This window comes from Bradyrhizobium sp. BRP23, from assembly GCF_020194135.1.
In the GTDB taxonomy this organism is placed as follows: Bacteria; Pseudomonadota; Alphaproteobacteria; order Rhizobiales; family Xanthobacteraceae; genus Bradyrhizobium; species Bradyrhizobium yuanmingense.
In genome coordinates this window covers 1-23,518 of the sequence record NZ_JADYVW010000027.1, presented here as the reverse complement: position 1 = coordinate 23,518, position 23,518 = coordinate 1, and the positions used below count along the sequence as shown (strand labels likewise).

Sequence of the window (23,518 nt, the reverse complement as noted above, 5' to 3'; positions counted from 1 at the left end):
GCGACGGACCCAGAAGTGTTGACCCGCGATCGAGCCGTCTTTGAACTAATTCGTTCACGTGAAGGAGCGGTGCGACTGATCTATTGAGTGTTCGGCCTGGTGTGAATACGGTCAAGCACGCTCGAGCGAAGCAGAGTTTCACTGTCAAGGCGTCATGCCGCAAGCAAAGGAGTGTAAGCCAAATGTCGAACGCGCCCCTTCCGACTTTGTCGATCGTCGGCGGCACTGGAGATCTCGGATCCGGCCTTGCCCGCAGCTGGAGTCGCGCCGGATATTCCGTCATTCTTGGATCGCGCTCGATTGAGCGCGCTCAGGATGCAGTCGCGCTCTTAAAATCCGACGGGTTCGCCAATGTGACTGGCGAGGCCAACGCTGCCGCCGCGGCGAAGAGCGATATTGTTGTCGTTGCGGTGCCATTCTCCAGTTATGAGACAAGCCTGGCCGAGATCAAGGACGCGGCCAAGGGCAAGATTGTTGTCACCGCGGTCGTGCCGCTCGTGCCGCCGAAGGTCTCTGTTGTTCAACTCCCGAGCGCCGGGTCGGCTGCGCTGATCGCCCAATCGCAGCTTGATCCGAGTTCGCGGGTGGTCGGAGCGTTTCACAATGTCGGCTCACAGAAGCTCCATGCCGGAGGAAAGGCGGACTGCGACGTTCTGGTGTTCAGCGATGATCCTGAGGCCCGCAAGGAGGTGATGTTGCTGGCGGATGCGGTGAGCAATCGCGGGATCGATGGCGGTGCGCTCGCGAACTCCGCTGCAGCCGAGGCCCTCACCTCCGTCCTGATCGCGATCAACCGCAAATACAAGGTGAAGGGTGCCGGCATCACGATTTCCGGCCTGACCTGAATGGAAAACCACACGGGCGTTCGCAACGATGCTCACAGCCCTCGATCCTCTAGACCGCAAAATCCTAAGCGAACTCATTCGGGATGCCCGCATAAGCCAGCTGGCGTTGGCCGAACGGGTCGGCCTCTCGGCAACGTCTTGCGCAAGGCGCGTGCTGCAAATGGAGAAAGCCGGGATCATCAAAGGCTACTCGGCCGAGATCGATGCAAACTCGCTTGGCTTTCCCCTCACCGTGATCGTCCACATCACGCTTGACCGCCAAAGCGAGGGCGCGCTCAGGGCTTTCGAAGCCGAAATTCAGAAATGCCCCGACGTGATCGCCTGCCATCTGATGTCCGGTACGGACGATTATCGGCTTTCGGTACTGGCGCGCGACATGGAGGACTACGAACGCATTCATAAGCAGCACCTGTCACGCCTGCCGGGGGTGGCAAGACTGCAATCGAGTTTCGCAATGCGCACTGTCATAAAGCGGTCAATTTCTCCGGCGGCGCTTCATGGCTAGCCTCTCCGTTGCGAAGCGGAGTTCGGAATAAGGGCAAGAGATAGCACGGAAACGCGCGTCAGCACGCTTGAAGGATGCGAACGTCGAAGACTTATCCAGGAGGTGTGCCAGGGTCTGCTTAAGGGAGAAGCAGATAGGATACAGAACTGATTTCGGGTACGGCGCGTAGAGATCGTATTCGAGGAGAGATGCCCCGCGCCAGAAACAACAAGACGTGTGGGCAGCGGCGAAGGAGGAAAAAGTCGCGATGACGAGGAGCATCACATACAGCGCCCTTCCCGGGATCCCTCTGGTGGGGCCTGGCGACGATCTGGTTGGTGTCATCGCGGATGGCGCGAAGACCGGAGAGATCGCCGTGGCATCTGGCGATATTTTTGTCGTCGCACAAAAGATCGTGTCGAAGGCGGAAAACAGGTACGTCTATCTCGATGATGTGAGGCCTTCCGACCGCGCTGTGGAGCTTGCAAAAACGGTCGGCAAAGATCCCCGGCACATCGAGGTGGTACTCTCAGAATCCACCGAGGTCCTTCGCGCAAGACAGAATGTGATCATCGTTGTTCACCGCCTCGGCTTCGTGATGGCGAACGCCGGCATAGATGAATCCAATATCGAGCAGGATCGCGGCCATCGCGTGTTGTTGCTGCCTGAAGATCCGGATGACAGTTGCCGGCACCTCAAGCGCGGCCTCGATCGACAATTCGGGGTCGATGTCGGCGTCATCATAAACGATAGCTTCGGCCGTCCATGGCGCAACGGCGTCGTAGGTGTGGCGCTTGGAAGTGCTGGAATTCCTGCCCTTCAGAGCATGATCGGCAAGCCCGATCTGTTCGGCCGGCCCATGCAGGTAACAGAGATCGCGGTCGCGGATGAGCTGGCGGCCGCCGCCTCGCTCTTGATGGGACAGGCGGCCGAAGGCCAACCAGTAATCCATGTTCGTGGATTCTCCTCTCGTGCGCCTATCAATTCGGCGTCCGCGCTCGTGCGTGCGAAAGAACGGGATATGTTCAGATGAACGGGCGGTCACATTTGCCGGGAAAAGGGCGTGTTGTGGCGCTCTGCGGGGGCGTCGGAGGAGCAAAGCTCGCTGTTGGATTACAGCACGTTCTCGGAGAACGATTGACCGTGGTCATCAATGTGGCCGACGATTTCGAGCATCTCGGACTCCATATCTCGCCGGACCTCGATACAGTCCTTTATACGCTCGCCGGTCTCAGCGATCCCGAGCGCGGCTGGGGCCGATCCGATGAGACCTGGAACTTCATGGAGGCCTTGAAGCAGATCGGCGGCGAGACCTGGTTCTTGCTCGGGGATCGCGATATGGCGATGCATATCGAGCGGACCCGCCGCCGCTTAAGGGGAGAAAGTCTCACAGCGATTGCCAGCGACATTGCACGACGGCTCGGGATCGCTTCAGCTGTGCTGCCCGTCACCAATGACAGACTTTCGACCATCCTCGACACCACGGAAGGCGAGCTCGAATTCCAGCGCTATTTCGTCGAGCGTCGCTGCGAACCGGTTGTCAAGCAGATCCGGTTCAGCGGGGCGCAAAACGCTCGCCTGAGCGAGGAGGTGCTTGCGTCATTCGATGCCGAGGATCTCCGCCTCATCATCCTATGTCCTTCCAATCCTTATCTCAGCATCGATCCAATCCTGGCTGTTCCAGGGATGGCTGAAAAACTGCGCGCGACCAGCGTTCCCGTTGTGGCCATTTCCCCGATTATCGGCGGTCAGGCAATCAAAGGACCGACGCGCAAGATCATGGACGAACTCGGCCTTGAGCCGTCAAATGCAGAGATTTCCAGGCATTATGCGGGGCTGCTCGATGGCCTGATCATAGATATTGCCGATTCGGCAGGGGCAGGCGACCTGGGGGTCGATGTACACCCGGCGCCTACGCTCATGACAGACATGCAGTCGAAGTTCATGCTCGCAGAGCATGCGCTTGCCTTCGGCGAAAACCTTCGCGCAACGCACGAGCGGCGGGGCAGGGCCCCTTCAAAGGGAGGCGCATCATGACGACACGTGATGCATGGGTAGTCATCCCGGCAAAATCGTTCTCGTGCGCGAAGCAGCGGCTCTCCCCATTGCTGACGGCATCCGAGCGCGCCCTGTTGGCCCGGTCTATGCTGTGCGATGTTCTGAGCGCGGCATGTGGCGTGATAAAACTAAATCATATCGCTGTGGTAACAAATGCTGAGGATGTCGCTCAAGAGGCGGCTCGTCTGGGGACTGTCGTGATTGGTGACGGCGGTGCGGACGGAACCAATGCGGCAGTGGCAGCCGGGCTCGCCGCGGTCGAAAATCGTGGGGACGAACTCATCCTTGTTCTGCCGAGCGATGTGCCGGCTATCTTGAGCGAGGACGTTTCGACGCTCCTCCAAGCCGCGCAAGGCAACGCCGTGATCGTGCCGGCGCCGCGCGATGGCGGCACCAACGCGGTTGCATTCACCGTAGCGCGAGCCTTGCAGCCGTGTTTCGGCCCCGATAGCTTCGCCCGCCACATCGCCGCAGCCGATAGGCTCGGCATTCAGCCTATCGTGTGCCGCAATGCAAGGATTGGGCTTGATCTCGATGCTCCCGCCGATGTCTTTGATTTTCTTGACCTGAACACGTCCACAGCCACCGATCGCTATTTGCGTTCGATTAATCTCGGCCAAAGGCGGCTGGGGATGGGAACGGACGGACGGGGCGCGCAAGCGTCGATGCGGCGGCCGAAGTGAGCTCGGGGTTGGTTGCCCAAAATGCAGAGAGCTCCGACGTTTTTCGCGGAGCGTGAGGAGTTCTGAGAATGGTGGATCGGATGCTTCTGGAATCCTTGAGGCGAAGTGACATTTCCGCTTCCGAGGCCATGTCTCTCGTCAGCGACGTGTCCCTTCCCGATCTCATGCGGATGGCGGCATCAAAGCGGGATGAGGCTCACGGCAGAAAGATCTCCTACTCGCGAAAAGTCTTCATTCCGCTGACCCAGTTATGCCGGGATGTCTGCCACTACTGCACATTCGCCCATCCGCCCCAAAAAGGGCAGCGTGCCTACCTCACCATCGATGAGGTGCTGGCGATCGCGCGTGCCGGTCGTGAGGCCGGCTGCAAGGAGGCGCTGTTTACGCTGGGCGACAAGCCTGAGCTGCGCTACCGCCAGGCCGAGCGAGAGCTGCACGAGATGGGCTTTGCATCGACGCTCGCCTACCTCCAGGAAGCCGCGCGCGTGGTTTTCTGCGAGACTGGCTTGTTGCCGCACCTCAATCCAGGCTTGATGGAGGCCGACGATATCGCAGCTTTGCGCAAGGTCTCCATCTCGCAAGGGATCATGCTCGAGAGCGCCTCGGCACGACTGTGCGAGCCCGGGGGGCCACATTTCGGCTCACCTGACAAGGAGCCTGGAAGTCGGTTGCGGACAATTGAACTGGCAGGCCAGCTCTCGGTCCCATTCACGAGCGGATTGCTCATCGGTATCGGCGAGACGCCGCTTGAGCGCATCTCCTCATTGCTTGCATTGCGCAATTTAGACGAAAGCTACGGGCACATTCAGGAAGTCATTATCCAGAACTTCAAGCCGAAGCCGGATACCCGCATGAGGGGCGCGGCGGCCCCAACAATGGAAGAGCATCTGTGGACCATTGCGCTCGCGCGATTGCTGTTCCGGCCCGACATGAACATCCAGGCTCCCCCCAATCTCAGCCCGGGCGTACTGGACAAGATTCTGGCCGCTGGCATCAATGACTGGGGCGGCGTATCCCCGGTTACACCGGACCATGTCAATCCGGAGGCGCCATGGCCGCATCTGGCACGTCTCTCCGAGGCCACCGTTCAATGCGGCAAGACGCTCGTCGAACGCCTCGCAGTTTATCCGCCCTATGCGCGTCAATATGCTCGCTGGACTGACATGTCGCTGCAGAAGAACCTGCTCGGTCTTGTCGACGGACATGGCTGGCCGCGCCGAGACGAATGGTGCCCTGGAGCGAGGTGCGAGCCGCCTGCCGGGGACCTCGCGATGCTGCGTGAAGATGCCAGCTCGCCCGCCGTCCTAACCGGCAGCTTTCGGAGAATCGTCGCAAAGGCTCATTCTGGGGCACGACTCGACGAGGCAGAGATCGTGTCGCTGTTCGAAGCCGAGGAGTGCGATTTCACGGCCGTGTGCCGCGCTGCTGACGAGCTGCGCCGCTCCGTCAATGGGGATTGCGTTAGTTATGTCGTCAACCGCAACATAAACTACACTAATATCTGCTACTTCAGGTGCCAGTTCTGCGCGTTCTCGAAAGGAAAGCTCGCCGAGAACTTGCGCGGGCGGCCGTACGATATTTCCATGGATGAGATCGGGCGGCGCGCGCGCGAAGCCTGGGAGCGTGGCGCGACCGAAGTCTGCATGCAGGGCGGCATCCATCCCGCCTACACCGGCGCAAAGTATCTTGAGATTTGTCGGACCGTAAAGCAGTTCACGCCCGAAATGCATATCCATGCTTTCTCGCCCTTGGAGGTGTTTCAGGGGGCCAAGACGCTCGGAGTTTCGGTCGATGAGTTTCTGCGCGAGTTGAAGGACGCCGGTCTTGGTACATTGCCCGGGACCGCCGCAGAAATCCTGGACGACGAGGTCCGCGCGATTCTGTGTCCCGACAAGATCAACACCGCGCAATGGCTGCAGGTCATGGCAGCGGCCCATAGAGCCGGATTGCGCAGCACCGCAACGATCATGTTCGGTCATGTCGACCGTTACGAGCATTGGGCAAAGCATCTGTTGCGCATCCGGGATCTTCAGACCGAGACCGGCGGCTTCACTGAATTTGTCCCATTGCCGTTCGTGCACATGGAGGCCCCGATCTACTTGAAAGGGCGCTCGCGCAAGGGGCCGACCTTCCGCGAAGTCGTTCTCATGCATGCCATCGGGCGGCTCGTCTTCCACACGAAAATCTCCAACATCCAAACCTCTTGGGTGAAACTCGGCGAACAAGGCATTCGCGCCTGCCTTGAGGCTGGTGTGAACGATCTCGGCGGCACGCTGATGGACGAAACGATCTCGCGTTCAGCCGGTGCTCAGCATGGCCACGAGATGGCTCCAAAACAAATGGAAGAGCTCATCCGGGCCATGGCACGCCTGCCGCGCCAACGTACGACGCTCTATGGCGAAGTTGCTGACGATCGTTATCTCGCGTCGCTGAACCCTCCGGCGCTCACTCCGATTGTTACGGGACTGGACGACCATCGCGAGGTGCGAAACATCCCTCGGTCCCGCGCGCTTGAAATGACGTAATGGGAGCGCGTCCCGCGCGAGCCTGAGACGATGCCGAAAGGCGTCGGCCGGGAATGCTTGACGCTGAATTTGATTTGTGATCACATATCGAGAACGGAGGGACCCTAAAGTGAGCCGCATTATCGCGCCAGCGCACGCTTCGCCGGGCATTGATCGCGCATCCAGCTTCGATCGGCCGGCGCTTCGCGCCATCTCTTCGTGTTGCTCTCAGCTCAAGCTTGTTGTGGGCGCGCAATGCGCTGTGCCGCAAGAGTCATTGGATCAACTATTCCGCGGCCTATGAGTTGGCTCAGCGTTGCAGGCCATCCAAGTGCATTCTTGGCGCCGTCCGCGTCAGTGGATCACGACGAGCAGCGGCAACGCCCTGCTTCAGCGCTCGAAATTTCGCGTTTCTGGCGCGCGCTCAGCTGAACCGCTCAGAACTGCTGTCCAGAGCGACTGCTAGTGGCCGAGGCGTAAGCACAAGAATCTGCCTCGGTCTTTGACCCGAAGGCCGATGAGGTCGCCAATCTGAGGGGGATTTTCCCGGCGGCCAATTTAACGATCACACCAATCAGGAGCATTCATGCCGACTTTAAATGAGGACCGAGCAGCCATTTTGAAAGTGCACCGCGACTGGTGGGTTGCCAATCACAAGTGGGATATCCCCTTGATGCGAACCTGCTTCCCGAGTGGCACCGCGTTCTTGAATTTCAACCTTAGCGGCGATCCGTACTTTGGGCGGGAGGAACTGACCGCTTTTTGGGAGTCGTTCAAGGACAGGCCGCGATCGAAGCCTGCGGTCATGCACATCTGGCGTCTGGATCTCCATGGCGACATGGCCTACCTGCTTTGCGAAGGCAATTTCGAGGAAGCCGACAAACCGGACCAGTACCTGCGCAGCACCGAAATTTACGTGCGCAACGACGGAGAGGGAAAGCCGGAGTGGAAGATCTGGCACTTCCACTGCTCGGAGATGGCGCCCAAAGACAAGATCCGGCAGCCGTTCGGCGATAGCTACGCCAGCCGCGGCGTGGGTTATCTGCCGCCAGGCTTCGGCAAGAGCTTCTCGGTTACGGACGACCAAAAGCTGTAATCAAAGCGAGCGCCCCGCCGGGCTGGCCGCGCCGCCTACATCCGGCGGACAGGCTGATCCCGCCGGGGCGAAGAACGTCCAAAGAAGATTTTCCAGCTGAACTTGCCGCCCGATGTGACCGCCGAGAAGCGGATGGACCGTAGTGCGCGAGCCTCACTGGAAAGGGAGAGCACACGCAATCGAGCGTCCCTTCGGCCGTTCGGAACGTCGTGACCGTGGAGGACTCATGAGGCGGCTCACTATCAAGCGACCGGTCGGTCCGATCGCCGTTTCTTACCATGGCGAGACCGACGCGAGCAGGCCGCCAATCCTGTTCGTGCATCCTATCAATCTCAAGGGCGCGGCGTGGGCCGAAATTGTTCCGGCATTCGCCGACCGATTTACGATTGTCCCCGACATGCGTGGATTCGGTGACTCGCCGCCGGCCGAACAGTACGACCTTGCGCGGTGGGCGCAGGACTGCATCGATGCCGTGGACCGGGCAGGCATCGATCGCTTCCACGCCATCGGCGGTTCGCTTGGTGGAGCAATTTCGGTCTATCTCGCCGCTGCAGAGCCCAAACGGGTCCTCTCGGTTGTTGCGGTAGGCAGTCAGCTCTACTCGCGAGATTCTGACAATGCGGCTGTTCTAGCCACCCTCGAGTATCACACCGTCACCGAAATGTTTGAGCTTATCTTGCCGAAATATGCGCTGGGTCCACACGCGTCTGCCGAAGTGGTGGCCAAGACCATTGCGCTGCGCAATCCAAACGGAAAGGACGACATCCGTCGCGTGTGGAGAGCCGCCTGCGCGGCCGATATCCGCGCCCATGTGGCCAGCGTCAATTGCCCTGTGACGGTTCTGACCGGGGAGTTCGACCTGACTTGCCCTCCCGCAGCCGGCGCAGAAATGGCAGCCTCGCTGCATGCTCCGCACGTTCTCCTGCCAGGTATCGGTCATTTGCCGATGCTGGAGGATCCGCTGGCTTTGATCGCGGCGATCAAGGCGCACCTCGAGCGTGTGGAGTCTTGATGATGACGTACTCGATTGTCGCCCGGGATTCGGTTACGGGTGAGTTGGGTGTTGCGAGCCAATCGCATTATTTCGCCCTCGGGCGCGTTGTGCCGTTTGCGCGAGCCGGCGTTGGTGTTGTTGCGACCCAATCGTTCGTTGATCCAGCTTACGGGCCGAACGGGCTGGATCTCATGGCCTCCGGCGTGTCGGCGCCGATGGCGCTCACGAGCCTGCTTGCGAAGGACGAGGACCGAGAGCTGCGCCAAGTCGCCTTTCTCGATGCCGCTGGCGGCAAAGCCATGTTCACTGGCGATCGCTGCGTTCCCCACCGCGCTCAGCTCGAGGCCAGCAACGTTGTGGTGCTGGGAAACATGCTGGCCAGCGACGCCGTGGTTCCCGCCATGCTGGCAGCTTACGAGGATACTGCCGGCCCACTTCTCGACCGCATGCTCGCGGCGATGGATGCAGCTGAAGCCGCTGGAGGTGACGCCCGCGGCCGGATGTCGGCCGCGCTCCTCGTTGTGTCCGCCGAAATCGCTCCAGCGCCCTGGGCTAACCGGCTCATCGATGTGCGAGTTGACGACCATCCGGAGCCGCTTGCCGAATTGCGCAGGCTCACCAAGCTCTCTCAGGCCCACACGATCTTCGGCGCATCTGTCTTCACACCCGGGCTGCTCTCGGGCGAGACGGCAGCGACAGGTCCGCAGCTTGCAGAGGCGCTGCGCATGCTCACGAACGCCCAGGGATTGATCGGCTTTGATCCAGAGCCAACCTTCTGGAAGGGCGTGCTGCTGATCCGCGCCGGCGAGATCGCTTCAGGGAGGAGACTCGTTGCCGCCATCGTTGCGGCGCGACCGCAGTATCGGGCCTTCGTGGATGGGCTCTACGCAGTCGGCATCCTTCAGCTGTCATCGAACGAACTCCTCGGTGCGTGAAAAGCTCAATCCTCTTGCCTCCTCTGCGAGGCATTCTGCCGCCGCCAGCCGGGCGGCAATTGCCTCAACGCGCGATTCGGGAATCCCGCCGACGAAGCTTGACGGGTTTTTCATAATGTGATCACATATCTCATATAGGAGAGGGAACTTGGAATCGCGCAACCTCATTGCCCTGCTGCCGTTGCCGTCCCTCGTCCGGGACTCGATGGCGGATCAGGTTTACCGGCATTTGAGAGATGGTCTGATGGCCGGACGCTTTGCGCCGGGTCAGAAGTTGACAATCCGGGGCCTTGCCGAGGCGCTGGGCTCAAGCCCGACGTCGGTACGGGAGGCGCTCCGCCGCCTGCAAGCCGAGGGCGCCTTCGAATTCCGCGATTCGGCGCGACTGAGCGTTGGGAGCCTGTCCGAGGCGCAGCTGCGGGATGTGCGCGATGCGCGCGTGGCGCTCGAGGGGCTGCTGGCCGAGCGCGCGGCTTCGCGTATGACGCGTGTCGACGATGCCGAGGTGGCGCAACTCTACGGCCGGCTGCAGAGCGCCGCTGATGCAGTCAATGGACCCGCTTATCTCTGGACCAACTTCGCCTTTCATCGGCGGATCTACCAAATTGCACAGGCACCGGCGATTCTCGGCGCCGTCGAGCATTTTTGGCTGCTCATTGGTCCGTGCTTCGTGCTCGTTGCTCCCGACGCTGCCCACCTGCAGCGTTCTATGGACGCGCACCGCCAGATCCTCGATGCGCTGTTGAGCCGCGATGCGCCCGCCGCTCGTGCCGCTGTGACAGACGACATCATGCAGGCCGCCAATTGTCTGTCCCGCTTTCTCGACAATGCGGGCATTGGGCGCTCCGTGGCCGTTCCGAGACGCGGCCGGGGAGGTGCACCGGCATGAGCGTGCTGCAGCGTCTTGTGCCTCATCCCGAGCTGCGCGTCCTGATCTCGGCGGGCGCATCCGGCATTGGCGCCGCACTTGCGGGTGCCTTCGTTGAGGCTGGTGCGTATGTGCATATCTGCGACGTCAACGACGATGCGCTTGCAAGCTTCTGCAATCAACATCCGCAGGTCCTTGCCACAAAGGCCGACGTATCGGACCGCGGTGCGGTCGCGGCCGTCTTTCGCGCGCAGGCTGCGCGTTGGGGTGGGCTCGACGTGCTCATCAACAATGCCGGCATTGCCGGACCGACGGGCGGAATCGATGCCATTGCAGAGTTCGATTGGCAGCAAACGATCGATATCAATCTCAATGCACAGTACCGCTTCGCCCGTCATGCGGTCCCGATGCTTCGCCAATCTCGCTATGGACAAATCCTCTGCATGGCCTCCGTTGCCGGCCGCCTCGGTTATGCCTGGCGTACCCCGTACGCGGCAACGAAATGGGCTATTGTTGGGCTCGTCAAATCGCTTGCTGCCGAACTCGGTCCTGACGACATCCGCGTCAATGCGCTTTTGCCCGGTATCGTCGAGGGCCCGCGCATGGAGGGCGTAATCCGCGCGCGCGCCGAGCAGCTCCATACCAGCTACGAGGCGATGCGCCAGGAATACCTCAAGAAGATCTCGCTGCGTCGCATGGTGACGGCTGAGGACGTTGCGGCCATGGCCTTATTCCTCTGCTCGCCAGGTGCACGCAATGTGACTGGCCAGGCGATCAGCGTTGACGGGAATGTGGAATACCTGTGAAACGTGAGAATGGGGGGGATGACTTTGCAGATCGAGATCGTGGCGGATCTGAAGACGACGCTTGGCGAAGGCCCGCTTTGGGACACCGAGCAGCAGCGTCTGTACTGGATAGACAGCATCGATGGTCGCGTTTTTCGTGCGACCGCAGATGGACGCGAGCTTCGCGCCTGGGATGTTGGAGCGAAAATCGGCTCGATGGCGCTTCGTCGCGACGGTACGCATGCGCTCGTCGCGCTGCAATCGGGCCTGCATGATCTCGATCTGGAGAGCGGGGAGCTGAAGCTGATCGCGGCCCCCGAGGCACATTTGCCGCGCAATCGATTGAATGACGGCAAAGTCGATCGCCGCGGGCGTTTCGTGTTCGGTTCCATGGATACACTGGAGGATCAGGCCTCTGGCCGTCTCTACCGGCTCGATCCCGATCTCTCGCTGCACGTCCTGGACGAGAAGATCATCGTGTCCAATGGCCCGTGCTGGAGCCCGGACGACCAGACCTTCTATTTCGCCGACACCTGGACTGGAGAAATCTGGGCCTACGACTATGACATCGAGACCGGCGCTGCGACCAAGCGGCGCCGTTTCGCGCCAGTAGATCGCTCAAACGGCGGTGCTGCCGATGGCGCTACGGTCGATGCAGAAGGATTTCTTTGGCAAGCGCTTGTTTATGATGGAAAGCTCGTACGCTACGCGCCCGACGGCAGCGTTGAGCGCGTTATTCAGATGCCGGTGCGCAAGGTCACGAGCGTGATGTTCGGTGGTCCCAACCTCGACATTCTCTATGTGACCTCCATGGCGAAGCCGCCCTTGCCGCGATTTCCCGATGACGGACAGCAGCGCGGGGCCCTATTTGCAATCAAGGGGCTTGGCGTCCGGGGCATACCGGAGCCGCGGTTCGCCAGCTGACCTCGCGAAAAGCTGCCTCGTCATCAATTGGCAGGCGAGGAGATCCATCGTGCGCAAGCGCGATGGGCACTCCTGATCCGGCTGTCCTGCCATAAAAGCCGAAAATTCCGCGGCCGCCGCCGCTTACCCACTACCGATTAGCTCTTGAGGTTTCACATGGCCAGGCCTGGCAAGGTCATTCTCACTTGCGCCTTAACCGGCGCGATCCACACGCCCTCAATGTCCGCGCACCTGCCGGTGACACCGGAGGAGATCATCGAAGAGGGCGTGCGGGCTGCGGAAGCGGGAGCTGCGATTCTGCATGTGCATGCACGCAACCCGAAAACTGGTCAGCCGGACCAATCGGTCGAAGGATTTGCGAAGATTCTCCCGGAGTTGAGCCGCAGATCGGGGGCCGTGATCAACATCACGACCGGCGGCAGCCCATTCATGACGGTCGCCGAACGCGTGGAGCCCGCCCGGCATTTCCGGCCTGAGCTGGCCTCGCTCAACATGGGCTCCTTCAATTTCGGCCTGTTTCCGATGCTCGAGCGTTATCACGAGTTCACCCATCAGTGGGAACGCGAGCACCTGGAGTCTTCACGCGACCTCGTTTTCCGTAACACCTTTGCCGAGATCGAGCAGGTCCTCGCATTGTGCGCGCCCAGTGGCACGCGATTTGAATTCGAATGCTACGATGTCGGCCACCTCTATAATCTTAAGCACTTTGTCGACCGCGGAGTGGTGCGGCCGCCGTTCTTCATCCAGTCCGTCTTCGGTTTGCTCGGCGGGATCGGGGCGCATCATGAGGACATCGTCACCATGCGCCGCACGGCCGAGCGGCTGTTCGGCGACGACTATGTCTGGTCGGTACTCGGCGCGGGCGCCGCGCAGATGCGCATAGGCGCCATGGCTGCGGCAATGGGCGGCAATATCCGCGTGGGACTCGAGGACAGCCTTTGGGCGGGGCCTGGCAAGCTCGCCACCTCCAGCGCCGAGCAAGTGAGGCTAGCCCGCTCGATCCTGAAAGGACTCGGATTAGAGGCAGCAACCCCGGACGAGGCTCGTGTCATGCTGAAGTTGAAAGGGACGAGCGATGTCGGCTTCTGAGTGCGATCTTGTGGCGACCTTTTGCGAATGAGACCGGCGCCAGCTCAGCAAGGCAGCCAAGGGCCACCGATCAGCGTTCGGGGCGAAGACAGGAGAACTCGGTGAGCTGTGAATAGCGTCTGGCTCTCTGCCGTGAGCGCGTGCGTTGTCGTCGCCTAGACTCCGCTGGGCATAGGCGAACACGAAATGGTCACACGTTCCGCAGGACGAGCCGATGGCGGTTCAATGTGACCAGCCGGCCTAATCGTCGCGTTTTCGGGTTCGAGCATGAGTTCAAATAGCATTGCATGCGCGCGCCGCACCATACGACATATCGCCACGTGTCAATTCGGCGCTTGGACGAAAAAAAGGTGATCGACCGCAAAGAACAGAGGCGTTCTACGCGGCTTAATAGGGAGGGCAGGATGATGCGAGAACAGGCGAAAAATGTCCACCGCTCGCCCAGATATGACGCTGACGGCTGGACCCACTGGCCGGATCATGAGGTCGAGAGCACCCAGCTGAGACGCCTGCTGGGAGATGCTCAAGAGGGCGCAAGCTTCGTGTCCGAGTGCCTCATGATTGCCGGCAAGATCGTTGTCGGCGACGACGAGAGCTGGCTCGAGGAGTGGCGTGCCCTGGCCGACCGGATCGCAAGGCGCGCGCGCCTCTCAAGCGCAGAAGGCCACTTTACGACGGCAAGGAACGAATGGCTGCGCGCCTTGAACTATTATCGCACAGCTTCCGCCTTTCTTGTTCGCAGCGATCCGAGAATTCCCGAACTGTCTCGCATTGCCAACTCATGTGCCGAGGCCTTCCTGGAAGTGCTGTCTCCGCGTGGAGAGGTGCTCGAGATCCGCTTCGGTACCAATTTGCTCCAAGGTTATCTCATTCGTTCATCGGCCGCGCCGCGCAAATCCCCGGTGGTCGTGGCTATCGGCGAGGAAAGAGATACCAAAGAAGACCTATTGGTGAGATTTCAGTCTCATGCCATTGCAAACGGCCTGTCATTGCTCGTTACCGACCTGCCGCGAGAGATCGAGCGCTTCCAGGATCGACCGGTCCACCATTATCAATGCGTGGCTCTACGTCGCTGGTTGGATTATCTACTCAGCCGCGATGACGTCGATCAGAGGCGAATCGCCTTGATAGGCGATGGTCTTGGAGGGGCCCTTGCCACACGCGTGGCGGCAACCGAAACGAGGTGGGCTGCTGCCGTTTGCGACGGCGGATTTTGGGATGATCTCGAGCACAGATATGTCACCGCCAGCCTCTTCGGTCCAGATATAAAACTATCCCCGTTCTGTAAGCTTGCCCGTCAGATCAAATGTCCATCCTTGGTCGTTGTGGGAGAGCACGACTATGTCAGCCTGGAGGATATCACTGCCTTGCATGAGCACTGCCGCGCCGCCGGCGTACCCATGGATCTCAAGATCTTCAAGGGCGAGGAGACCGGTTCATCGCACCGGCAACTCGACAATCCGAGCATTGGGCGGCAGTTTATCTTCGATTGGCTCAGAGACAAACTGCGCATCGACCGAAACGACCAGGCGCCTAGCATTCCAACGCGAAAGAATTGCGTAAAGAACGCTCGGCCGCTGGCGCTCAATGATACCCGCACGGCGTCGAGGGCCTAGGGCGCGAATTCAATTGGGATCAATCGCTCTCGCGCTCGGCGTCCGGTGCGCACAATCTGCTCATAAATCCTTCGGAGCCGAATGGCTCCTGTAATATAGCCACTCACACGTCCGGCTTGCTTGCATCCAGCTCGAGCTGAAGGGCCACTTTCTCCATTCTGCGCTTGATGGTCGAAAGCACTTCTCTGAAATCTTGCAGCCTTTCGTGCCCAAGATCTGCAAAAATCGTCTCATCCAGTTTTCTGCGCTTGGCTGCAAGGCTCGTAATTGCCTTACGAGCCTTTTCGGTCAGCGACATCAAAACGACCCTGCCATCCGCCGGAGAGGCAGTGCGAGATACGAAGCCCCCCTTTTCCAGCATTTTGGTCTCTGCGGTCACGAACGGGGAGCGGACGTTGATCTTCGCCGAAACATCTCCGACGGACACGCCTGCACCCTGATCCAGATCGGCAATCGCCATTAGGATCAGCCATTGGGGGCCGCTGACGCCAAGTGCCTTTGCCCAGGTCCGCCGAATGTCCTCCAGATGCACATTGATGGCCGCAATGTCCCAACCGACTTCTCCTATGATTCGGTCCGACGGAGCGGTTTGTTTGCTTGTCCTGTGACCTTTCGCGCTCAGCGAGGGCTGCTGCCGGGTCGTATCTCGGGACATGATCCGAGACCTCCTCTTCATTATTTCGCCAACTTACCTAACCCGGTTTGCAACACGCAGCAACAATGCGGGTGCGGTGGTGTGTTGCTCGAATACCACGACTCTTTCCCGAATCGACACTTCGCTAACTTATATCAGTTGCATATATAAGTAGCTTATATAATGTCCATCCCGTGACGGAGCGGCCCCTCGGTCGCACGTCAAGCAAATCGATCCATTCGCGCGTGGCGAAGACGTCGAGGTGCGCGAAACGAGAAGCAACAGTCGTGAACTTGGGATCATTCTTCGGCAACCGCCCATAAGGGCCGCAGAAGATGTTGGAGGGCTTTTATGAAGACGTTTAACCGAATGCTCTGCGGTTCGGCCGCTGCGCTCAGCTTGATGGGTGGTGCACAGGCGGCCGACCTGCCGGCCAAGGCAGGGCCGATTGAATACGTGAAGGTCTGCTCTCTCTATGGCGCCGGGTTCTATTATATCCCCGGCACCGACACATGCATCAAGCTCGGAGGTTATCTGCGCGTTGATGCGGCCTTCAACACCAACTCGATCTACACGCAGGGCGCGGTGAATGGTGCGCCTGGAGCGGGCAATCGCCTGCGCAACTCCTATTCCACCAATGCCCGTGAAGATCTGACGATCGATACGCGCACCGCAACACAATACGGTATGCTCCGCACCTTCTTCGATGGTGTGTTCGACTGGGGGTCGGGCGGCTATACCGGTGTTGGGACCAGCGGTGTTAACGGCTCGACGGTTTACGGCGGAACTGGCGTCGCTGGTGGATCGGTTGGTGTCTATCTGGCCTTCATCCAGTTCGCAGGGTTCACGATAGGCAAAACCATCTCCCAGTTCTCAACGCCCTGGATCAATTACCCCGCGAACAACTTTGACGGTCTGCCGGGCGGCGGCGGTGCGGTTACGGGTGTGAATCAGTTTACGTACACCGCTGACTTCGGCCAGGGTATCACGGCATCATTCTCGGCGCAGGATCAGGTCCAATACTACACGACCAACATCTGGAACATCAGCGGCGCGACAGTGGCTGGTCTTGCGACAGGCGCGTACGGCGCGAGCGACATTGCCGGTGCAAGCTCTCCTGACCTTGTCGCTATGCTTCGAGTCGATCAGGCTTGGGGCCTCTTCCAGGCGTCAGTCGCGATGCATGACAATCATGCCGCTTACTACGGCGCCGACGAGACGACCGGTCATCCCGGCGACAAGTGGGGCTGGGCGGGTCAACTGGCCTTGTCAATCAAGAATCTCCCGACCGGTCCGGGTGACACAATCAACGTCCAAGGCGTTTATACGTATGGCGCAAGCCGCTATAATTTCCAGGACCTCGTACCCACCACCTACGCGATGTACGGGGGGGCGGGACTTGCGGGGGTCTACCAGAGCGTCGGCCTTGCCGGTCTCGCCGACTCGGTCTTCGTGGCGGGCTCCCGTCAGGAACTGACCACCACCTACGGCTTCCGTGGCGGCTATACCCACAACTGGGATCCTTACTGGAACACTGGCATCTACGGTGCGTGGGCTGCTGCGCGATATAATAGTGCAGCGAAAGGCTACATCTGCGGTGCATTCGTCGCGGGCCTTGCGCTCTCGAGCGGCGCGGCCGGCTGCAACCCCGACTTCAACTATGCGGTCGCAGGCGTGATCACTCGCTGGACTCCGGTCAAGAACCTGACCTTCTCGGCCGATCTGGCATACAGCGTGCTCGACCAGAAGTATGCGGCCGGCGGCACTGTGGTGTTGCCGGCGCAGACGGGTATTGCCAAGCCCGGAGTTACCTACGAGCTGAAGGACCAGAGCACGGTGAGCTTGCTCCTGCGAGCTCAGCGCAATTGGTGATCTGTTTTGGCAACTAGCACGAAGGAGAAAGGAAGAGGCTTTTAGAATCGAGTTTGACCTCCAGAAGGCCTCCGGCATGCCCGCCGGAGGCCTTTCCAAGAACCGGTTTTTCAGGCCCATGATCCGCGGGACGAACGGTGCTCCGCCGCTCGCGTCCCATCTGAAGTCTCACGTTGACCGAACGACCCGACAAGTCTGCAACCTTAAGTCCAAAATCAAGAATGGGCTGAGCAAACTTGACGTAGACGCGAATTTGTGATCACATATCCGAAATTAAGACTTGGGGGGACCCGCGATGGTGAAGGACAAGAAACCGCTGCCGCTACTGCCGTCCGTTGCCCGGGACTCGATGGCGGATCAGGTTTACCGGCATTTGCGTGACGGCGTAATGGCCGGCCGCTTCGCGCCGGGCCAGAGGCTGACAATTCGAGGACTTGCCGAGGCGTTGGGTTCGAGCCCGATGCCGGTGCGCGAGGCGCTCCGCCGCCTGCAGGCTGAAGGTGCATTCGAGTTCAGCGACACGGCGCGCCTGAGCGTCGTTCATCTGTCAGGCGCGCAATTGCGCGACGTGCGCGATGCACGGGTGGCGCTTGAGGGGCTTCTTGCCGAGCGCGCGGCAATCCGCATGACGGGCGTTGACGATAGTGAGGTCGCTGAGCTCTATGATCGTCTCCAGGCGGCGGCCGATGCAGTCGATGTGCCCGCTTATCTATCGGCGAATTTCGCCTTTCATAGGCGGATCTATGAGATCGCTCAAGCACCCATCATCCTTGGTGCGGTCGAGAATTTCTGGGTTCTGATTGGCCCGTGCTTCGTGCTCGTTGCGCCCGACGCCGCGCACCTGCGCCGCTCCATGGATGCTCATCGCCGCATCCTTGATGCGCTGACGCATCGCGACGGCCCCGCCGCCCGCGCGGCTGTGACCGATGACATCATGCAGGCGGCCAATTGCCTCTCGCGCGTTATCGACAAACCCGTAAAGAAGCGATCGGCGGCCGCTCCGAAAGGCAGGCGCGGAAACGCCTCTGCCTGAGGATCCTGCAGCGGTTCATGCCTTATCCCGAGCTGTGTGTCTGAACACGTCAGGCGCATCTTTATCTCCGCGATCGTCGATTGTGCGGACGCAAGCGGAACTTCCTGGGTCGCTCCTTTGCGGGAGCGCCTTCGAAGACTCGTGCGCACGAGACAGAGCTATCCACGTCATTCGAGCTTGTTCACGCAAATCCAGAACCTACGCAGGGGACTTGAATGTTGGGAAATCAATCACGCCGCAGCTTTCTCAAGCTGGCGGCGAGCGGCAGTGCGATGTTCACGCCGGGCCTTTTTACCGGGTCTGCAAATGCACAGGCTGGTCCGACGCTCACGGTGGCCTGGGGCACGGATATCGATTCCTTCGATCCGGCGCAATTCAAGTCCGACGGCGCTTATATCGTTCAGGCAAACATCTACGACACGGTGCTGAGCTGGGGTGCAGAGCCAGTCGCCGGATCGCCTAACCTTGCGATTTCCAAGCCCGCTGTTTTCGCAAGCGGCATCGGCGAAAGCTGGACGTATGAGAACGACAACAAAACCCTTGTCGTCAACATCCGTCGTGGCCTGAAATTTCCGAGCGGCCGGCCGGTGAATGCGAACGCGGTGAAATATCTCTTCGACCGTGGGCTGCAATCTTCCGGCTACATGCGGCTCATCTTTCCAACCATGATCGGGGTGACGGAGGCAGATCAATTCGAGGTGCGCGACGATAGTACCTTTGCGATCAACCTGCCGGCGCCGAGTGCCATGTTGCTCGACGTGCTGTCCTTGTCCAACAACGCACTTCTTGATCCCGAAGAGATCAAGCTGCACGCGACCGCCGACGATCCTTGGGCCTCTCAATGGCTTAAGCGCAACACGGCCGGGCTCGGGCCCTATAAAGCCGTCAGAAACGAGCCAGGCGTCGAGGTGGTTCTGGAAGCCACACAAGGCTATTGGGGGGCGTCACCCTATTTCAAGCGCATCGTCATCAAATCAACGGCGAATGAGGCTGACCGGATTCTCCTGCTTAAGCGCAAAGCCATCGACATGGTGATCGGACCCAACTCGATGTCGCCGAAGAATCTCAAGAGCCTTGAGGGCGAGCCGGGTCTCAATGTCGTGTCGCTGCCCGACACCAATTGCAATTTTCTCTGCATGAATCTGAAGAAAAAACCGTTCGATAACGTGAAAGTTCGCCAGGCGATCAATTACGCGATGCCGATCCACGCAATCATCCCGAACGTCCTCTACGGTTATGGCGAACAGATGAAAAGCCCGATCGCAGCTCAAACGCCCGGCCATGATGGTTCGCTCTCGCCGTACAATTACGATGTCGCCAAAGCAAAATCACTGATGGCGGAAGCTGGGCTCGGCTCGGAGCCGATCCCGGTCAAGCTCGCGGTGCGTGTTGGATATGCGCCGCATGAGCAAGCAGCGATATGGATTCAGCGCGAACTGGAGAAAATCGGATTCCGGGTCAGCATCGAGAAGGAGACTGACGCGACCTTCCGCCAACTGTCATCGACCGGCGGGCACGAGCTGTCGATTGAATCGTGGCAGTCCTGGATCAACGACCCATTCTATCACCTCTATTGGAATTTTCACAGCAAAGCCAGCGCGACCAACAAGGGGGGCTACGCCAATCCTGCCCTCGACAAGATCATCGACGAGAATATCCGAGAGGCTGATCCAGCCAGGCGCATGGCCGCAGTCAAGGATGCGCAGAAGATTCTTCTGGATGACGCGGCCTGGGGTCTGCTTTGGTATGACAATTGGGCGAGGGTGACTCGTTCCGAGCTCGCGGGCGTTGCGAAGTACTGGGATTCCTTCGAGCGCTTCAACAAGATGAAGCTGAGTTGAGAGCGGCCTGGACGCGCTGACAAGATCATGTCGTTCTTCGCTTTCGTGCTTCGCCAGTCACTCTTTGCTGACGCCGACCCTATTCGGCGTCAGCGTGACCGGCTTTCTTCGTCTATCTGTTGCCCGGTAATCCACCCTCGTGAAGGCCGGCGCCATGGCGACGCCCGAATACGTGGCTCGGCGTCATCGCGCATTCGCCCTCAAGGATCGGATGCCTCGGCTGGTTAGGGACCTGGCCGCGGACCGGCGAGGCGGCAAGTCAAGCCCTTTTTCTTCATCACCTCTCGGCCGGGTCAGCTCGCTTGAGCGCGGAGGGAGGCAACTGTCGGAGACGTTCATGTCGATAGAACTGTTGATGCTCGGCGACCAACCGGTGTCCCGCCTTGCCGCTCGTACCAGGCTTGCCGAAGAGAGCGGATTTGAAACCGTCTGGCTTGCGGATGAGCGCTTCTACCGCGAAACCTACTCGTGTCTGTCCTATCTGGCCGGGCAAACCTCACGCGTCAAGCTTGGTCCCTGCGTGACCGATCCGTTCGCGCGCCACCCGGCTTTGACCGCCATGGCCCTGGGCACCCTCGATGAAATCTCGAAGGGGCGCACCATTCTCGGCATCGGCGCGGGTGTCTCCGGCTTCGCCGAGCTCGGGATCCAATCGCGCAAGCCGCCTCTCGCCATTCGCGAAGCCGTCGATCTGATTCGTCAGCTCATGGCCGGGCAGGAGGTCGACTACCAGGGCGAGATCATTCGATTTCACCGCGGCCGATTGAATTTCACGCCGCCGCGCGCGCGCGTCCCTGTTCGCGTCGCAAGCAATGGTCCGCTCGGTCAGAAATTGGGCGGCGCAGTCGCCGATGGCGTGATGATGGAAGGGTGCGGCTCTGTCGACGAAGCAAAGGCCTTCGCGTCGGCCGTCGCCGAGGGGGCGACAAAGGCCGGCCGTTCTCCGGGCGAGATCAAGCTTGTCGCGCGCCTTGATTGCTGTATCGCCAATGACGGTAAGCAGGCGCGCGATATATTGCGCCCTTCAGTGACGCGGATCATTGCGCAAGCCACTTCGCGGTTCTACACGCTTCAGACACAGGGACTTACATTGCCAAAAGAGGTCGTCGATGCCATTGGTCCAGTCCCTTATGCTGCCGGCGTCGCCCCGTTCGCCGCATTATTTCCTCTCGTCACCGACCGCCATGTCGATGCTCTCACCCTCTGCGGGACTGTCGAAGAGGTGACCCAGCACGTCATTGACCTCCGCCGCGCCGGCGTCACCGGCTTCAACATCTTTCCGGTTCCGGCTCCTGGCGTCAGTTACGAAGACGTCATCATGCGCTTCGGAACGCAAGTCTGGCCGGCCGTCGAGGCGGCTTTCGCGAAGGCGTCGAGCGATCGGCAGGCATAAGCCTCGAGCCAACTTTTTTTCCCAAAAGAGGACTGGCAGTCTCCTCGCGGGCTCTTTGCGCCGCGCTGATCGAAGCCCTGCCAGGGACGTGACGGATGACGCGTGTAGCTTGGCGTCGGAGACGAGCGGGATGGTGAAGACGAGTGGCTCGTGCTTGGCGGACAGCGGTACTTATCGGCGCCCGATGATCCCAAACATAAGGATCTGCCGAAGCTTGGCCTTCAGGCTATCAAAGCTCGTTCGTCCTCTCTGAGCAATATTCATAAGGAGCAAATGATGACGACGGTCGTCTATATCCTGACCGCCTTGAAAACCGGTGTCGACCCGGACGAATATGAACGCTTCGAGCGCGAGGTTGACTATCCGTTTACAGCAAAGCTGAAGACGATCATCAGCTATCGGATTCATCGCCTGACGGAGCCGGTGCCGTTCGACGGCGGCCCCTGGGATTACATCGAGCGCATCGAGGTGACCGATCGCGCCGCCTATGAGGCGGAGCTCGCCACATCCGCCAAGGATCTGATCGACCTGATACACAACAAATATCTGGACGAGTCGAAGCTGAAGTTGATCTGGTCTAGGAGAATCGATCCATGAGTGCGGGCGAATGTGATCTCAACGGCAAGGTCGCCCTTGTCACCGGCTCCTCATCAGGCACCGGCGCTGCAATCGCAGTCGAGCTCGCCCGGCGTGGGGCGCGTGTCGCGGTGCATTGCCGGCGTGCTTTGAGCGAGGGCGAAAGCATTGTCGCTCGCATCGCCGCGATCGGTGGAAAAGCGATGCTGTTTCCGGTTGACCTAAGAGACCCAGAGGCGGCGGCAGCGCTTGTATGCCGGGTCACAGAGCGACTGGGAGCCTTAGGCATCCTAGTCAACAATGCGGGTCCCTATTCAGATACACCGTTTCGGTCGCTATCCTTGTCGGAGTGGGAGACGGTCATGGCGGTGAATCTAAGGACCCCGTACCAGCTTGCTCAAAGCGCGATCACAGGCATGGAGCGAATGGGCTGGGGCCGGATCATCAATGTGAGCGCAACCTCGGCCTATGCGAGGTCGCATTCGGTATACGGGCTTGCCAAAGAGGCTTTGATCCATTTGACGCAGTGCCTCGCGCTCGAATTTGCGCCGCTCGTTACGGTCAACGCGATCGTACCCGGCCAGATCGCCAGCGAGCGTACCAATATGATGGCCGACTACAAGGCCAGCGTCGTCATGGAAACACCGATGGCGCGACTGGTCACCGAACAGGAGGTCGCCCGGATGGTGGCGTTTCTCTGTACATCGGAGTTTTCCGCGGTGACGGGACAATCAATCGTCATGGATGGCGGACGATCGCTGCCGCGCACGCTGAAACTCAACCTCACGACGACCAGTTAGGTCTCCGGCTGCGCCAGAGCGCGCGACATTCGGTGCGGGTGCTTTCCGATGCTGATTCGTTCGCGCGTCAAAATCCATCGTATCTTGCAGGAATCATTCACTTACCTCCAGTCTTTCGTGGAGTTTCACCGCTAGTTTCCAGCGAAGGCAGTCAGATCGCCGAGAAACGACGTCTTCCCGGTGCTAGTTTGCCCGTAGACCCGAGGGGAAATGCAATGGGGCGGGATCCTATGTGAGGCCAATCGGCAGCTGGCCGCAGTACTGGCGCCTGACCTTGAGCCTCATCCGCGGCAAGTGTGAGCTAGCTTTCGTTGCACGGGTGACACGAAGGACCGTATCTCAGCGCGGCGCAAGGCGAGATGTCATGGAATGACGCGCGGGCAACATTGCCTAATCATTCGGACCAGCGGATTGATTGCGGTCGGCGGATCGGACTGACTGGGAGAGCGGCACAGATCTTGGTCGAGAGAGCTTGAAAGGCTCGGCGC

The 23,518-nt window shown here is 60.0% G+C and carries 21 protein-coding genes; 20 read left to right on the top strand and 1 reads right to left on the bottom strand.

Annotation, left to right across the window (positions count from 1 at the left end):
• Positions 1–182 precede the first annotated feature (182 nt).
• The 14 genes from npdG (at position 183) to I6F24_RS35970 (ending at position 14,881) form a co-directional block, all read left to right on the top strand.
• On the top strand, positions 183–845 hold the full coding sequence (gene npdG, locus I6F24_RS36035) for an NADPH-dependent F420 reductase (protein WP_225131330.1): 663 nt from the start codon (positions 183–185) through the stop codon (positions 843–845).
• 28 nt (positions 846–873) lie between these two features.
• Positions 874–1,350, top strand: a complete 477-nt coding sequence (locus tag I6F24_RS36030; protein ID WP_225131321.1) for an Lrp/AsnC family transcriptional regulator — start codon at positions 874–876, stop codon at positions 1,348–1,350.
• A 247-nt stretch (positions 1,351–1,597) separates the two neighbouring features.
• Positions 1,598–2,362 (top strand): coenzyme F420-0:L-glutamate ligase, encoded by a 765-nt coding sequence (gene cofE / locus I6F24_RS36025; RefSeq protein WP_225131318.1) that lies wholly within the window; start codon positions 1,598–1,600, stop codon positions 2,360–2,362.
• Positions 2,359–3,366: a 2-phospho-L-lactate transferase gene (cofD, locus tag I6F24_RS36020; protein ID WP_225131316.1), complete on the top strand. Its 1,008-nt coding sequence runs from the start codon at positions 2,359–2,361 to the stop codon at positions 3,364–3,366. Before cofE ends, cofD begins: the two co-directional genes overlap by 4 nt.
• Positions 3,363–4,070, top strand: a complete 708-nt coding sequence (cofC, locus tag I6F24_RS36015) for a 2-phospho-L-lactate guanylyltransferase (protein ID WP_225131314.1) — start codon at positions 3,363–3,365, stop codon at positions 4,068–4,070. Before cofD ends, cofC begins: the two co-directional genes overlap by 4 nt.
• 68 nt (positions 4,071–4,138) lie before the next feature.
• The gene (gene cofH, locus I6F24_RS36010; protein WP_225131312.1) at positions 4,139–6,595 is read left to right on the top strand and encodes a 5-amino-6-(D-ribitylamino)uracil--L-tyrosine 4-hydroxyphenyl transferase CofH; all 2,457 of its coding nucleotides are present in this window, start codon (positions 4,139–4,141) and stop codon (positions 6,593–6,595) included.
• 565 nt (positions 6,596–7,160) lie between these two features.
• Positions 7,161–7,670 carry a nuclear transport factor 2 family protein gene (locus tag I6F24_RS36005; RefSeq protein WP_225131310.1) on the top strand — a complete coding sequence of 170 codons (510 nt, stop codon included), beginning with the start codon at positions 7,161–7,163 and terminating at the stop codon, positions 7,668–7,670.
• A 226-nt stretch (positions 7,671–7,896) separates the two neighbouring features.
• Positions 7,897–8,682 carry an alpha/beta hydrolase gene (locus I6F24_RS36000; protein WP_225131308.1) on the top strand — a complete coding sequence of 262 codons (786 nt, stop codon included), beginning with the start codon at positions 7,897–7,899 and terminating at the stop codon, positions 8,680–8,682.
• Positions 8,682–9,599: a DUF1028 domain-containing protein gene (locus I6F24_RS35995; protein WP_225131306.1), complete on the top strand. Its 918-nt coding sequence runs from the start codon at positions 8,682–8,684 to the stop codon at positions 9,597–9,599. Before I6F24_RS36000 ends, I6F24_RS35995 begins: the two co-directional genes overlap by 1 nt.
• A gap of 148 nt (positions 9,600–9,747) precedes the next feature.
• Positions 9,748–10,488 carry a GntR family transcriptional regulator gene (locus I6F24_RS35990; RefSeq protein WP_225131304.1) on the top strand — a complete coding sequence of 247 codons (741 nt, stop codon included), beginning with the start codon at positions 9,748–9,750 and terminating at the stop codon, positions 10,486–10,488.
• Positions 10,485–11,273 carry an SDR family oxidoreductase gene (locus I6F24_RS35985; protein ID WP_225131302.1) on the top strand — a complete coding sequence of 263 codons (789 nt, stop codon included), beginning with the start codon at positions 10,485–10,487 and terminating at the stop codon, positions 11,271–11,273. The genes I6F24_RS35990 and I6F24_RS35985 overlap by 4 nt, the downstream gene beginning before the upstream one ends.
• Positions 11,274–11,297: 24 nt before the next feature.
• A complete protein-coding gene (locus tag I6F24_RS35980) occupies positions 11,298–12,176 on the top strand; it encodes an SMP-30/gluconolactonase/LRE family protein (protein ID WP_225140369.1) in 879 nt (292 codons plus the stop codon).
• Positions 12,177–12,332: 156 nt separating this feature from the next.
• Positions 12,333–13,265, top strand: coding sequence for a 3-keto-5-aminohexanoate cleavage protein (locus I6F24_RS35975; RefSeq protein ID WP_225131299.1), 933 nt, complete (start codon positions 12,333–12,335; stop codon positions 13,263–13,265).
• Positions 13,266–13,669: 404 nt separating this feature from the next.
• Positions 13,670–14,881 carry a dienelactone hydrolase family protein gene (locus tag I6F24_RS35970; RefSeq protein WP_225131297.1) on the top strand — a complete coding sequence of 404 codons (1,212 nt, stop codon included), beginning with the start codon at positions 13,670–13,672 and terminating at the stop codon, positions 14,879–14,881.
• 103 nt (positions 14,882–14,984) lie between these two features.
• Here I6F24_RS35970 and I6F24_RS35965 read toward each other — a convergent pair whose 3' ends face one another.
• Complete coding sequence (locus tag I6F24_RS35965; RefSeq protein WP_225131295.1) at positions 14,985–15,536, bottom strand: MarR family winged helix-turn-helix transcriptional regulator; 552 nt, start codon at positions 15,534–15,536, stop codon at positions 14,985–14,987.
• Positions 15,537–15,866: 330 nt separating this feature from the next.
• On the opposite strand from I6F24_RS35965, the gene I6F24_RS35960 reads away from it, so the two are divergent.
• The 6 genes from I6F24_RS35960 (at position 15,867) to I6F24_RS35935 (ending at position 23,030) form a co-directional block, all read left to right on the top strand.
• Positions 15,867–17,387, top strand: coding sequence for a porin (locus I6F24_RS35960; RefSeq protein WP_225131292.1), 1,521 nt, complete (start codon positions 15,867–15,869; stop codon positions 17,385–17,387).
• Positions 17,388–17,682: 295 nt separating this feature from the next.
• Positions 17,683–18,420: a GntR family transcriptional regulator gene (locus tag I6F24_RS35955; protein WP_225148707.1), complete on the top strand. Its 738-nt coding sequence runs from the start codon at positions 17,683–17,685 to the stop codon at positions 18,418–18,420.
• A 215-nt stretch (positions 18,421–18,635) separates the two neighbouring features.
• The gene (locus I6F24_RS35950; RefSeq protein ID WP_225131289.1) at positions 18,636–20,261 is read left to right on the top strand and encodes an ABC transporter substrate-binding protein; all 1,626 of its coding nucleotides are present in this window, start codon (positions 18,636–18,638) and stop codon (positions 20,259–20,261) included.
• Positions 20,262–20,598: 337 nt separating this feature from the next.
• Complete coding sequence (locus I6F24_RS35945) at positions 20,599–21,654, top strand: LLM class flavin-dependent oxidoreductase (protein WP_225131287.1); 1,056 nt, start codon at positions 20,599–20,601, stop codon at positions 21,652–21,654.
• A 150-nt stretch (positions 21,655–21,804) separates the two neighbouring features.
• Positions 21,805–22,251 (top strand): hypothetical protein, encoded by a 447-nt coding sequence (locus I6F24_RS35940; protein WP_225144544.1) that lies wholly within the window; start codon positions 21,805–21,807, stop codon positions 22,249–22,251.
• Entirely contained in the window at positions 22,248–23,030 is a 783-nt protein-coding gene (locus I6F24_RS35935; RefSeq protein ID WP_225131283.1) for an SDR family NAD(P)-dependent oxidoreductase, read from the top strand. Before I6F24_RS35940 ends, I6F24_RS35935 begins: the two co-directional genes overlap by 4 nt.
• Positions 23,031–23,518: the final 488 nt, after the last annotated feature.